At 55.9% G+C, this 12,477-nt stretch carries 11 protein-coding genes and 1 tRNA gene; 4 read left to right on the plus strand and 8 right to left on the minus strand.

The window, feature by feature from the left end; genetic code table 11:
• The first annotated feature begins 172 nt into the window (after nucleotides 1-172).
• Nucleotides 173-1,420: an AGE family epimerase/isomerase gene (locus ACQZ5M_RS03000; protein ID WP_449079042.1), complete on the plus strand. Its 1,248-nt coding sequence runs from the start codon at nucleotides 173-175 to the stop codon at nucleotides 1,418-1,420.
• 62 nt (nucleotides 1,421-1,482) lie between these two features.
• Here the strand turns inward: ACQZ5M_RS03000 and ACQZ5M_RS03005 are convergent, their stop codons facing one another.
• The 4 genes from ACQZ5M_RS03005 to ACQZ5M_RS03020 all read right to left on the minus strand — a co-directional run bounded on the left by ACQZ5M_RS03005 (nucleotide 1,483) and on the right by ACQZ5M_RS03020 (nucleotide 5,716).
• Entirely contained in the window at nucleotides 1,483-1,935 is a 453-nt protein-coding gene (locus ACQZ5M_RS03005; protein WP_449079043.1) for a hypothetical protein, read from the minus strand.
• A gap of 196 nt (nucleotides 1,936-2,131) precedes the next feature.
• On the minus strand, nucleotides 2,132-2,920 hold the full coding sequence (locus ACQZ5M_RS03010) for an RDD family protein (protein WP_449079044.1): 789 nt from the start codon (nucleotides 2,918-2,920) through the stop codon (nucleotides 2,132-2,134).
• Between the two features lie 116 nt (nucleotides 2,921-3,036).
• Nucleotides 3,037-4,329: an RDD family protein gene (locus ACQZ5M_RS03015; protein ID WP_296019120.1), complete on the minus strand. Its 1,293-nt coding sequence runs from the start codon at nucleotides 4,327-4,329 to the stop codon at nucleotides 3,037-3,039.
• 136 nt (nucleotides 4,330-4,465) lie between these two features.
• Nucleotides 4,466-5,716 (minus strand): RDD family protein, encoded by a 1,251-nt coding sequence (locus ACQZ5M_RS03020; RefSeq protein WP_296097337.1) that lies wholly within the window; start codon nucleotides 5,714-5,716, stop codon nucleotides 4,466-4,468.
• A 276-nt stretch (nucleotides 5,717-5,992) separates the two neighbouring features.
• Between ACQZ5M_RS03020 and ACQZ5M_RS03025 the strand changes: the two genes are divergently transcribed.
• Nucleotides 5,993-6,409 carry a DUF4174 domain-containing protein gene (locus ACQZ5M_RS03025; protein WP_449079045.1) on the plus strand — a complete coding sequence of 139 codons (417 nt, stop codon included), beginning with the start codon at nucleotides 5,993-5,995 and terminating at the stop codon, nucleotides 6,407-6,409.
• Nucleotides 6,410-6,429: 20 nt separating this feature from the next.
• Here ACQZ5M_RS03025 and ACQZ5M_RS03030 read toward each other — a convergent pair.
• Nucleotides 6,430-6,505 (minus strand) — tRNA-Ile (locus ACQZ5M_RS03030).
• Between the two features lie 179 nt (nucleotides 6,506-6,684).
• On the opposite strand from ACQZ5M_RS03030, the gene ACQZ5M_RS03035 reads away from it, so the two are divergent.
• Nucleotides 6,685-7,419, plus strand: a complete 735-nt coding sequence (locus tag ACQZ5M_RS03035; protein WP_449079046.1) for an SIMPL domain-containing protein — start codon at nucleotides 6,685-6,687, stop codon at nucleotides 7,417-7,419.
• Between the two features lie 223 nt (nucleotides 7,420-7,642).
• Here ACQZ5M_RS03035 and ACQZ5M_RS03040 read toward each other — a convergent pair whose 3' ends face one another.
• Together ACQZ5M_RS03040 and ACQZ5M_RS03045 are read right to left on the minus strand one after the other, a co-directional pair.
• The gene (locus ACQZ5M_RS03040) at nucleotides 7,643-7,987 is read right to left on the minus strand and encodes a hypothetical protein (protein ID WP_296078560.1); all 345 of its coding nucleotides are present in this window, start codon (nucleotides 7,985-7,987) and stop codon (nucleotides 7,643-7,645) included.
• A 121-nt stretch (nucleotides 7,988-8,108) separates the two neighbouring features.
• Nucleotides 8,109-8,531: a secondary thiamine-phosphate synthase enzyme YjbQ gene (locus tag ACQZ5M_RS03045; RefSeq protein ID WP_449079047.1), complete on the minus strand. Its 423-nt coding sequence runs from the start codon at nucleotides 8,529-8,531 to the stop codon at nucleotides 8,109-8,111.
• Nucleotides 8,532-8,827: 296 nt separating this feature from the next.
• On the opposite strand from ACQZ5M_RS03045, the gene ACQZ5M_RS03050 reads away from it, so the two are divergent.
• Nucleotides 8,828-11,380 (plus strand): HWE histidine kinase domain-containing protein, encoded by a 2,553-nt coding sequence (locus tag ACQZ5M_RS03050; RefSeq protein WP_449079048.1) that lies wholly within the window; start codon nucleotides 8,828-8,830, stop codon nucleotides 11,378-11,380.
• Nucleotides 11,381-11,426: 46 nt separating this feature from the next.
• On the opposite strand, the gene ACQZ5M_RS03055 is transcribed toward ACQZ5M_RS03050, so the two are convergent.
• Nucleotides 11,427-12,425, minus strand: coding sequence for a DUF930 domain-containing protein (locus tag ACQZ5M_RS03055; protein ID WP_449079049.1), 999 nt, complete (start codon nucleotides 12,423-12,425; stop codon nucleotides 11,427-11,429).
• Between the last annotated feature and the right edge of the window lie 52 nt (nucleotides 12,426-12,477).

The raw sequence follows: 12,477 nt of genomic DNA on the forward strand, positions 1-12,477 counted from the left end.
ATTCTGTGCAAATCAGCAAGCCATCAAGTCACATAAAGATATCTTTATGTCAACATATCGCGCAGCTTCCGCGGCTCCCGTTCGAGAAATAGGGTACGAAATTTCTAGTGCGGATGACACCCTCGCGCCCCAAAGATATAGGTACTCCAACAGTGCATCAAAGGAGGAATGGATGACCGAGACGGAAAACACGAAAGCCTATTGGAGCACGCTGCCCTGGCACCGCCAGTGGCTGGTAAAACAGGCGGAAGGCCTCTTCGACTTCTTCCAGTATCGCGCGGTCAACCCTAAGGGCGGCTTCTTCGATCTCGACCGGCACGGCGCTCCTCTCTCCTCCGACAATCCTGTGCGCGGCATCCACGCCTCAGCCCGCATGGTGCATTGCTTCTCCATCGGTCATCTGCTCGGTCGCCCCGGCTGCGGCGATATCGTCGATCATGGCATGACCTATCTCTGGGACAGTCACCGCGATCAGGAGCATGGCGGCTATTTCTGGCAGGTGGACGACAACGGCCCTGCCGACGCTACCAAGCAGGGTTACGGCCACGCCTTCGTGCTTCTCGCCGCCTCCTCCGCCAAGGTCGTCGGGCATCCGCTGGCCGATGCGATGCTGGCCGATATCACCGAGGTTCTCGAAACCCGCTTCTGGGAAGAGAAGCATGGTGCCATCAACGAAGAGTTCCATCGCGACTGGTCGCCGATCGACAACTATCGCGGCCAGAATTCCAACATGCACCTGACCGAAGCCCTGATGGCCGCCTTCGAGGCCACGGGCGACAAGAGCTATCTTACCAAAGCCGAACGGATCGCCGATCTCATCATCCGCCGGGCAGCGGGCGCGCTGGACTTCCGCGTGCCGGAGCATTTCGACGAGAACTGGGTGCTGGACAAGAATTATCGCGGCAACGAGATGTTTCGTCCCTCCGGCTCCACGCCCGGCCACTGGCTGGAATGGTCACGCCTTCTCTTACAACTCTGGGTCCTGGGCAATCGCAAGCATGAGTGGATGCCGACCGCTGCAAAGTCCCTCTTCGTCCAGTCAATGGCGCTCGGCTGGGACCGGGAAAAAGGCGGCTTCTTCTACACGCTCGATTGGAACAATACGCCCGCCAAGACAGAAAAACTCTGGTGGCCCATGTGCGAGGCAGCCGGTGCCGCCCACTTCCTCAACGAGCACCTGCCTGCGGACGAGTTCTACGAAGACAGCTACCGCCGCATCTGGAGCACGATTGCGAACAACTTCCTCGACCATCAATTCGGCGGCTGGCATGAGGAACTGACCGAAGAGCTCGTTCCGGCCAACACACTCTTCCCCGGCAAGGGTGATATCTATCACGCCCTGCAAGCCTGCCTCATCCCGCTTTTCCCGGCAGATGGAAGCCTGACAAAGGTGATCGCCGAAAAAGGCGCCCGCTTCTAGTCCAAGCGTTTAAAAATGGAGCGGCGACGCGGACCGCCGCTTTTGCCGCTCCATAGAAAAACTCACTCGAAATCCGCAGAATTAACCGTGACCCGCCATTCCAGTTTTGCCGGATCGGCATGTTCGTTGCTGCGCAACCGGAAAGGCCTGCAGGCAGCATAACTTTCATGCGCCTCAAGACGCCTTTCGTTGGGCTGGTATGACTCGAGCGAAATAGGAGCACGAAATGCCGGCTCGAAGCCCTGCAGCGTGTAAGTCAGCCGCTCCACCGCCACGTCATTGGTATTCTGAAAACTGACCCGGATCGGTGCATTCTCATCTTGGCAGGTCGAATCATAGGCGGCTGTGGCGATGATCTTCGCCAACCTTTCGCCGGAGCGGATCCAGTCGAACAACACCCAGCTGCCAAGGCACACCCACACCACGGCAAGTGCCGCCACAACCGCCTTCAGATGCCGCGGAAAAGCGATGAGAAACAACAGCAAAGCGACCGTTAGAACGACACCGACGATCATGAACGGCGCTCCGCAATACGAGACATCATGTCAGTCAGTCTTCTCTCTCCCAAAGCCTTTGATAGAAGGCATGCTTCGCTCCCCTTATAGCGCGGTAAAGGCGAAGACGCACAGAGAGACGCAGTAAAGTCGGCGTGACAACAAAACGAAGAACCGGAGAGACGGCGATCGAACTCTCACGTCTCCACCTCTGCTCTTACCGCAACGCGGCCTTAACGAGTACGGCGAACACGAAAGCAACAAAGACCAGTACGATCGCCACGGTCAGCCGCAATTTCCCTGGGTTTGCAATCACTGGCGGATTGTATTCGTCATACATGGCCGGACGGTCAGAGGCTAAACGCACATATTGAATGATGAAGGTCACGATAAACGCAAGCGGTATTCCCAAAGCATACGCAAAGAACAAAACCTTGAACTCACGTGCGAGATAGAATGAGAATGCACTTCCCCCTGCCGGAACAGGCACCAGGACGCCAACGACAGCCTTGCCCGGTGTGGTTCCAAACAACGTCATACTCGTCGCCAGCAAAACGGCACTCGCAAACATCGCCGCGAGGCCGAACAGCACGGAATAACCGAGCGTTTGTAGTGCATCTTCATAGGGCGCGAAGGTGATCATCGCGGCCCGACTTCCCACCTCAAGAAATGGCCAGAGAAGCATATTGTCAAGCATTCTTGCCCAGAAGCGCGGCCACGGTCGCAGACGGGGTGCATAAGCCAACTGCGCAGCACCAGTTGCGGGCTCGGCGCGCGTCACCGGAGCATGTGTAGGCGGTAACGCAGGCGGTGCAGACACAGGAGTCGGCACACGAAAAAACGCGGCAAAATCGGGATGGTCGGCGACGACCTGCCAGTCAGCCATACCCTCGCGCCAAATATAGGCGTCGCGTCCGATCACGCCACCGACAATCAGCTTTTCAATTTTATCTTGGTCGACCGGCCCTTCGCGCTCCTGCCCGACCGCGTAATACCAAACGGTCATATTTCGTGCCCCCATTTCGACCAACAGCATCTAGCAAGGCGGTATCGATACGTAAAGTTGTATGGAGAGCAAGATGCTGCAACGTCGACTTAATGGACGAACGGCTTGTCATTCAGTCAATCGATTGTACCGAATATTGCGCTCAGAAAATTCTTCTTTTCCACCAATTGCAGCTCGGAACGCCCCCGCATGCTTGTGAAAAGCCTCGATACATTTCGCCCCCTAATGAAGACTGTCACGTCTACATGTGTGTCTGGCACGTGTGGCGCAATTCCTTCCAACCTAAAAACCCGCGCCCCATTGACATAGGTTTCTCTCCAATCTGAGCGTGGTATTATCAGGGGAGAAAACTGCATTTCCAGATCCTTCAGATAAGCCGTATGATCGACGTCCTCATCGACAATAAGATCGGAGCCAAACATTGCCACCATCCTCAGTTCCCTGGATCTGAATATGAACGTGTCATGATCGGTAGGATCGTTATTAGCGACATGCTCCCAGATTTCGCTGATCCTGGCGCCCCTGCCCGTCTTGGGATTGACCCATGTTCTGGTCGAATCGGTCAGCGTCAAATTCGGCACGACCATTCGATCAACCGGGACACCTCCAGAAGAAGAAATGGGAAGAGTGCTATGGCTCGCATTGGTCCTTTTGTCGAAGCGGGGCTTGCTCACATTAACAACGGCACCGCTAACAAGAAGCAGCATAAACGGCACCATGATTAAGGCTGCGACGCGGCTTGGCCGAACGGCCACTACCCTCGGCCGCTCCATGTCATAGCCCGCGACTCCATCAGCCTTCAGCCGACTGTATTGGAAAAGGAACGTCAAGATGAACAATGGGGGGATACCCAAGGCGCAACCCGAAAACCACACCCTGTACTCACGGTGGAAGTGATATGTGAAGCGCAGACGAAGACCGTTACAAGGCGTGGGCACCCTTACGCCGAATATGGCTTTGCCCGGCGTCGTACCGAACAATGCCAAGCAGAATGCGGGTATCATAGCGGCGAGAGTGATCAGCATCAGGTACAGGATAAATGCCCCAATGATATGACCGGGTCGTTTTCCAGGGAAATAGAAGTAAGCAACCCAGATTTCTTGTCCAAGAACCGTGAACAAAGGTGACATCATCAACAGATCGAAAAGCCTTGCCCACAGACGGCGCCAAGGATGTGCGGGTACAAAGGTCTGTTCCGGGCCAAGAGGTTTTGTCTCAGCCCCGGGAGGCCGTGCTGCAAAACTATCGGCAAAAACGGAAATGAGACCAGCCTTCTCCCAGTCCGTCATCTGTTCGTGCCAGAGATAGTCCTCGCGGGTGACATGACCAGTCTCGATGAGCCTGCGAATGATCTTCTCGTCGACGGGCCCTCCTCGCTTGCGCCCAATGGTGTAATGCCAGTCAGCCATACCGTTTTACGCCTCGTTGCCACGGCTGAGCGTCGGACAAACGCCACCGGAGAATAAAGTTTGAAAGACGGAACTCGGACGGCCGGCTTTCGCTATAGTGCGGTTGAATGTGAGGTCTAGGCGGGACATCGGTGGCTTATCGAGTCGTCCCGAACAACTCATGGACAAAGGCTTCCCGCTCGCTTGTTTGCAAGTTTGAGCCGCCCTCGGTGAACATCACTAACCGCCACGCATCACGACCGTCCACGACAACGGTTACCTCTACCAGTTGGTTTGCATCCTTGATACTCACACCATTTGACCGAAATCCCCGCACACGATTGATCACGACCGGCTCCCAGTCAGACGTCAGGGTGACGTTTTTCAGTCGAGCCGCATAGAAGGCGGCATATAAGCGTGGATCGACGTTTTCGGCAGGAAGCTCCAAATGGCTGAAAAGGCCTTCCATAAGCAGATGACGGGCAACGAAAATGAACGCATTCTGGATTTCAGGGTCGTCTGGAAGACGTTCCCAGTATTTTTTGATTGTGGCCGTGTTTCCTGTGACCGGATTGACCCAATACTGGGTGGCCGTGCGGTCTACCTCTGCCTTTTCCTGCACTCGCCACCACACAGCATTCGCGGTGAAAAGAATAGCAACGAGCGCTATGCCTAGGGTGAGACGCAGCTTACCCGGATTGGCGATAACAGGTGGATTGCGCTGATCGTAGACAGCTGGACGACCTGTGGCCAAACGCCAATATTGGGCGGCGAAGGTAATCAGGAATACGACCGGCATGCCAAGAGCAAAGGCCCAGAACCACACTTTGAGTTCGCGTTTAACATAGAACAAAAATCGATTGGCTTGCGGCGGAACGGGAACCCGCACGCCCAAGATGGCCTTGCCTGGAGTATTGCCGAAAAGCGCCATGAGCACCGCCAGCACGAACCCCACAAGTGGAGTAATGATGAAACCCCACAGAAATTCATATGTGACGAACATCATGTACAGATGCGGGGCATATAAGACTGAGGCGGCTACGATACCGGTGGACAGTAACGGCGCAATCAGCAGCAAATCAAACATTCGCGCCCAAAAGCGGGGCCAGGCACGCAAGCGAGGAGCAGAAACCGGTTCCGGCTGAACTGGCTCCGAGGGGGCTTGCGCTGGTTCCGTGCGCTGAGACCTCGATGGAAGCGGAGGTGGCGTTACGCCAGCAATTGGAGGAGGCGTCACGAAAGCATCCGAGAATTCCGGATGGGTACCAACGATCTCCCAGTCCGCCATGCCATCGCGCCAAATGTAAGCATCGCGGGTGATCGTACCGCCTGTAATCAGATCGCGGATTTTATCTTCGCTGACAGGCCCCTCTCGCTCCTGTCCAACGGCATAGTACCACACTGTCATGCTGTCATGCCCCGCTTCCCCGCAGAAGCTTTAACAAGGCGCTATAGTCCCGTAAAGGCGGATACTGAAAGTCCAACGCTAGTGCCTCTACGAAACCGCTGGTTCAGCTATCCGTTTGGCAACAAAGCAAGTCTTTGGTCACCACGCCACTTTAGATTTTTGATCAAGCACCATCCGTTCTTTGACACCTAATCGCCGGAACGCGTCTCCAGTGAGCCCCTGACGAACCATTTTCCACCCTGACCGTTATCTCCTTGAATGGGAAAATATCTCAACATGAACAGACTTATCGCCGCGGCTATTGTCGCATTCAGCGCATCACAGGTGAACGCCATGGATAGCCTCTCCGAGCTCAAGTGGAAAAACCGCGTTATCATCGTATTCGGCAGTTCGGCCGAACCAACGCTGGACCGGCAAATCGCTCTTCTCGCTCGTCAAAAGGAAGAACTAGAAGACCGTGATCTGGTCGTCATCCGGGTATCAGGAGGTGAAGCCCTCCCCGTCCATGGCAACGCCTCCGGACTAAACGCTGTTGCGATCAGGAAAGATGCGAATGTCGGTGATGAGCGTTTCCAGATAGTCCTTGTGGGCAAAGACGGCGGGATAAAGCTCCGAAGCGACCGAATCGTCGAGAGCGTGGAAATCTTCGATCTCATCGACACAATGCCGATGCGTAGAGCCGAGCGTGGCTAACTGGAATCATTACGAAAAAATGGTGGGCCCGGAGGGACTCGAACCCCCAACCAAGCGGTTATGAGCCGCCGGCTCTAACCATTGAGCTACAGGCCCATCGATGCGAAAGCGTCGATCCGCAGGGCTGCAATGGTCCAGCCTGTGCGTGGGTTTCGCTCTAACGTAATTTTTCCGGTGCGACAAGCCGTTGAAAATAGACTGACACAATCTATGCCGTAATAGTCTCATAATCTAAAGCCATAGGATGTAGCGGGACACTAACAGAGGAAATTTTCATGGTATCCAGACTGGCTCGTTCGATTGCTATCGGCACCTTCACTCTTGCTGCCGCTGCACCTCTTGCAGCCCTCGCGCAAGAAACAAAGCCACGCGAAGCGACGATTACGGTTTCCGGCGAAGGAAACGCCTCTACCGCGCCGGACATGGCTGTCCTCTCCTTCAGCGTCTTGAAACAGGCGCAAACGGCTGCCGAGGCGATGAGCGAAAACAACAAAGCGATGACCGAGGTACAAGCGGCGCTGAAAAAGGCTGGCATCGCCGACCGCGATCTGCAGACCACCAACTTCTCGGTTCAGCCGGTCTACAAGCAGTTCGAGCCGAAAGACGGGGTCTATATCCCGCCGGAAATCACCGGATACCAGGTAACGAATGGGCTGACGGTTCGTGTGCGCGACCTGACGAAGCTTGGCGATATCCTCGACAGCTCCGTGAAGCTCGGCATCAACCAGGGCGGCGATATCACCTTCACCAACGACAACCCGGAAGCGGTCTTCACCGACGCACGCAAGAAGGCGGTGGAGAACGCCGTTGCCAAGGCAAGGACGCTGGCGCAAGCCGCAGGTGTAAAGGTCGGTCGGGTTCTTGAGATCAGCGAAAACAGCCCTCGCCCGCTGGCCGTCCCTGCGCCGATGATGCGCGCTACCATGCAGAAGGAAGACAGCGTGCCAATTGCAGCAGGCGAAAACACCTACGTCGTCAACGTCAACGTGACGTTCGCTATCGAGCAGTAAGTTGGAGCGGGCGCGCCTTTGGGCGTGCCCTAGCCCGATTTAAAGCCAGATCTGGTCACGGAAACAAATATGCCCCTGCCAATTTCATGGTGGGGGCATTCTCCTGACCGGATCAGGAATTAGAGCGGGTCGCGCAAAAGTCTGCAGCGGGTTTGCGATAACGGCATGCGGCAGACGAAGGAGCTAAAGCTTAAAGAGCGAACTTGCGAGATCGCGACACGCTTTAGCGACGGATGACCGGGCAACCACGAACATTGGCGAACACAACGCGGTCGCGACCGTAGCGATCGAAGCCGGCAACAACGACGCGGCGCGGCGAAACATCGACAACGCGAGCGCGACGAATGCCCATGCGGCTTGCTTTCTCCTCTGCAAGCCATGGTGAGCAGCGATCGCGACCGCGATCCGGACGACCCCAGCCTGGGGCTCCATGCCCACCGTGACGATAGCCATCTTGAACGTAGATACCATAGCGGACACCATCGGCAGAGGCGCTGGAGGCTGTGGCCGCTAGACCGCCAAGCGCAATAAGCGCTGCCAAACCTGCTTTTACAAAGTTGCCAATCATGGGACTTGCTCCATTTCTAAACACTGAGGTCCGGCACGCTCGCCCGACCGATGAGGAGAAACTAATCAATGGCGGCTGAACGTTATCAGAACCGGCTATTCACCCATGGTTCAGCAAATCCTCATGTAGAAATATGCAAGACCACCTCGCGCCGGTGCGGGCGATTCCTGTGTTCGAAAAGATAAAGACCCTGCCATGTGCCAAGCACCAACCGTCCGGATGCCACGGGAACGCCGATGGAAACTTGCGTCAGCGCGGCTTTGATATGCGCAGGCATATCGTCTGGCCCTTCCATCGTATGAGCGACCCAGCTCATCGCCGGATCGCTGGAGGGCGGCACAAGGCGGGAGAAGAACATCTTCAGATCGCGCCGCACATCTGGATCGGCATTCTCCTGGATGATCAGCGAACATGACGTGTGCCGAACGAAGACGGTCAAGAGCCCTTCATCGATCCCGGCGCCCCTGACGAATTGCGCGGCTTCATCGGTAAACTCGTAGAGACCCTGTCCGCGTGTTGAAAGCTCGATCATTTTCTGTGGCATTATCGTTTATCCTGTCGGAACCAAAGTAAAGGCGCGGCGTTATTATGAATTATGGGGCAAAGTCTGCGCGTGATGTGCGCACTCCACCACGAACGAGACGATCTATGAAATGCCTTGCAAGCGCAGAAGAACTTGGAATATGCAAATCCTACGAAATGCAAGACAGCTGCTCCGGCATTTTTGCACCCTCTTTTGAAAAAAGAGAGACAACCCGTTACTTCGGCCTGACTCAATCTTCGAACCGAAGTGCGGTCTACCAGCAGTTCACTACAACACTGCGCTCGGAACACTGACTCATGATGCCTTTAGACCAAAAGGTCGATCTCACGAACTGTGACAAAGAACCGATCCATATTCCTGGCAGCATTCAGCCGCATGGATGTCTTATCGTCTGCGACAATGCGATGCGCACCATTCTGCGCTATTCTGAAAACTGCGAGGCGTTTCTCGGCGTTTCCGGCGATTTGTCGGGAAGACAGGCAGAAGAGATTTTCGGTCACGAGGTCGTCCACGATCTGCGCAACGCCTTGACGGTAACGGCAAGCAGCAACCGCGCAGCCCTTCTACCGGGTGTCCGCCTAGCAAATGGCAAGGCCTTCGATATCGCCATCCATCGCTATAAATCCGTCACGATCATCGAGCTCGAGATTGCCAATGAAGAGGCCCAGCCTCTCCATACCGCGCAGTTGATGATTGATCGGATTCGCGAGGCCGACAATGTCGACAGCCTCATTTCCCGAACTTCAAGGCTCGTCAAAGCGATGCTCGGCTATGACCGGGTGATGATCTACCGGTTTGAGCAGGATGGTGCCGGCAAGGTCATCGCCGAGGCAAAACAGCCGTCGCTGGAGAGCTTCCTTGGCCAGTATTTTCCTGCCAGCGATATTCCACAGCAGGCGCGTACGCTTTATCTCAAAAACACACTCCGGATCATTTCCAACACGACGGGCGACGCCGTTCCGGTGATCCCGCGCGTCGATGCATCGGGGGAACACCTCGACCTCTCCTATGCCCATTTGCGTAGCGTTTCTCCCATCCATTGCGAATATCTGCGTAATATGGGCGTCTCGGCCTCCATGTCGATTTCCATTATCGTCGAAGGCGAGCTGTGGGGATTGATCGCCTGTCATCACTATTCTCCGCGTATTCTGCCGATGCCGGTGCGGATTGCGGCGGAAATGTTCGGTGAGTTCTTTTCCCTGCACCTCCAGGCGCTTAAGCAGCATAAAAAGCTGATGACGACGCAGGATGCCCATGCCGCACTCGACAGGTTCCTGCGCCTTGCGACTCATCAATCGGATATAGAAGAGCTTCTCGCGGACAACCTGCACGATTTCAAAACACTGATGCCTTGCGACGGTGTCGGACTTTGGATGAATGACAACTGGTATGGCGTCGGAAGCACGCCGCCGGAAGCTTCCATTCCCCAGATTGGCAGGCTGTTGCATTCCGTGGCCGATGGCAAGGTTTGGGCCACCCATGCCCTCTTTCACCACCTGCCCGAAGCAGAGTTGTACAGCAGCCAGACGGCAGGTCTGATGGCGGTCTCGCTCTCGCAGGTGAAGAGCGACTACCTGCTGTTCTTCCGCAAGGAATTGATCCAAACGCTCAATTGGGGCGGCAATCCGGAGAAATCTTACCAGACCGGCCCTCTGGGGGATCGTCTGACTCCACGCAAGAGCTTTGCCATCTGGAAGGAAACTGTCCATCAACAGGCCCAGCCCTGGACCGAGGAAGACCGCCAGATCGCCGAGGCAACGCGTGTGGCTCTGGTGGAAGTAGCGTTTCGCCATAGCGAATTGATGGCGGATGAAAGAGCCCGCGCCGAAGTGCGCCAGCGAATGCTCAATGAAGAGTTGAACCACCGCGTCAAGAACGTGTTGGCCATTATCAAGTCGCTGGTTGGCAATCCCACGCAGGAAGGCCGCACTCTGGAAGACTATGTCACGGCCTTGAAGGGCCGCATCCAGGCGCTCTCCTTTGCCCACGACCAAGTGGTGCGCGGCGAAGGCGGCGGCATGTTGAAAGACCTTCTGGAGGCCGAACTTTCGCCCCACCGGTCACCCGAAACGACGATCACGCTCGATGGACCTGCTGTGATGGTCGATTCGCGCGCCTTTTCCGTTATGGCGCTGGTCTTGCATGAACTTGCAACCAACGCCGCCAAATATGGCGCTCTCGCCCATTCTGGCGGAGAGCTTTACGTCAGCTGGCAGCTGAACGAGCGGCGCGATTGCGTTCTCGACTGGCAGGAAAAAGCACGCACACACATAACGCCCCCGGCCAAAACCGGCTTCGGTACGGCGCTCATCAGCCGTAGCGTGCCCTATGATCTCGGTGGCAAGAGCCGCATCGATTACCTGCCCCATGGGCTGGAAGCCCAGATCGTTATACCCGCACGTCACGCCTCAATTAGCGTCGCGGAGGCAAATATCGACACTCAGTTTGGCGGAAGAGCCGATCCCGCAGCCTACTCGCCGGAGGAAAAGTTGAACGTATTTCTTGTCGAAGACCAGATGCTCATCGCTATGGACGTGGAGTACATGCTCGAACAGCACGGTATTACAGATATCGAAACGTCCTCGTCCTCCGCTATGGCGCTCGAAAAGCTGAAGACGGCCGAACCGGATGTCGCCATCCTCGACATCAACCTCGGCAACGACACCTCGATCCCGGTGGCATATGAGTTGCTGAGACGCGAAATTCCATTCATGTTCGCCACAGGCTATGGCGATGGCATCATGGTGCCAGGAGAACTCGCGCATGTGCCGATCATCCGCAAGCCCTATGACGAGGCGTCTCTTCTGGCGTCAATCGGGAAACTCGTGGGTAAGAAGGTGAGCGCCTGAAGCGCATCACAACGCGGTTTGGCATGTCTGCTTCACGATACGACGGTCAGCCGCCTGGAAGCTTCAACCGCTTGACGTCATCGGAGGTGAGCGGATCGCCGATGAGAAAACGAAAATCGGTCACGATATATTTGTCGATATCGACGACGCACCGGTAGTAGACCGATATCCACTGAGCGCCAGTGTAAAAGGCGCCCTTCGCGTCCATGACATTGCCCGAAATCGGGTAATTCTTCAGTGTGTGAGGTTGTAGTCCGACATAAGGTCCGCGGCTGCGTCCGATCTGAGCCATCGTCTCCGCTACACACAATTGCTCGACACGCTTCTGCGGAGGTAACTTGCCCATGATCTGGCGAAGCATGGGACGCGGACGTTTACCGCTCGCCAGTATTTTCTTCACAGGTTTCAGTTGCGGGTTCCCCTCACCGGAGGTCGGCGCTTGCGCTTGTCCAGACTTTCGATCTTCTGTCTCTGGTCTCGGCAGCGGTATAGCGGTGGCCACTTGATCCTGAGCGCTCGGCTTATCAGAGGCTAGTATCTCACCGACGGCAGCATTGGCTGGCATCCCTTTGACATCCGGCTTCTCCGGCATCTGAGAGGATTGAGAATTCTCCTGACTGTTTTCGATGTTGGACTGCGCGTTTTCAGCGCCTGCGTCGACCGCTTCTGTCGGCTGAGGCTTTTCCTGCCCACCCTCATCCGTCTGCTCGCCTGGCTCATCGCGCGCATCGAGCTGCGTTTTGTCCGGACGAATCGCAACGCTTGGAAGGCTCGAAGCCCTTGGACTTTCCTGCGGCGGAGTCGGCGGCTCGGGTTTCTTCGCCTCTTCCGCCTTCTTCGTTTCTTCCGCTTTCTTCTCTTCTGGAGGCGGCTTCTCTTTAGGAGGCTCTACCAGTTCCACGCTCACGCTCTCAGGTTCAGAAGAGGTCGAAATCTGATAGTTGCCATAACGGTAGAGTGTCACGAGGAGCAAACCATGCATCAGCACGGAGGCCAGGACGACCCACATCACTTGCTGCATGTTCTGTTTCGAGCGTCTTTCCATAGGCATCAGTTCTCAAGCGGCCAAAGCAGGGTTCGCGCGAAGGGTTGGGGCG

The sequence above is a fragment of the Rhizobium sp. 22-785-1 genome (assembly GCF_053521965.1).

Coding starts and splice junctions, on each gene's coding strand:
- ACQZ5M_RS03000 (WP_449079042.1), top strand. CDS start 173: ATGACCGAGACGGAAAACACGAAAGCCTATTGGAGCACGCTGCCCTGG.
- ACQZ5M_RS03005 (WP_449079043.1), bottom strand. CDS start 1,935: ATGATCGTCGGTGTCGTTCTAACGGTCGCTTTGCTGTTGTTTCTCATC.
- ACQZ5M_RS03010 (WP_449079044.1), bottom strand. CDS start 2,920: ATGACCGTTTGGTATTACGCGGTCGGGCAGGAGCGCGAAGGGCCGGTC.
- ACQZ5M_RS03015 (WP_296019120.1), bottom strand. CDS start 4,329: ATGGCTGACTGGCATTACACCATTGGGCGCAAGCGAGGAGGGCCCGTC.
- ACQZ5M_RS03020 (WP_296097337.1), bottom strand. CDS start 5,716: ATGACAGTGTGGTACTATGCCGTTGGACAGGAGCGAGAGGGGCCTGTC.
- ACQZ5M_RS03025 (WP_449079045.1), top strand. CDS start 5,993: ATGAACAGACTTATCGCCGCGGCTATTGTCGCATTCAGCGCATCACAG.
- ACQZ5M_RS03035 (WP_449079046.1), top strand. CDS start 6,685: ATGGTATCCAGACTGGCTCGTTCGATTGCTATCGGCACCTTCACTCTT.
- ACQZ5M_RS03040 (WP_296078560.1), bottom strand. CDS start 7,987: ATGATTGGCAACTTTGTAAAAGCAGGTTTGGCAGCGCTTATTGCGCTT.
- ACQZ5M_RS03045 (WP_449079047.1), bottom strand. CDS start 8,531: ATGCCACAGAAAATGATCGAGCTTTCAACACGCGGACAGGGTCTCTAC.
- ACQZ5M_RS03050 (WP_449079048.1), top strand. CDS start 8,828: ATGATGCCTTTAGACCAAAAGGTCGATCTCACGAACTGTGACAAAGAA.
- ACQZ5M_RS03055 (WP_449079049.1), bottom strand. CDS start 12,425: ATGGAAAGACGCTCGAAACAGAACATGCAGCAAGTGATGTGGGTCGTC.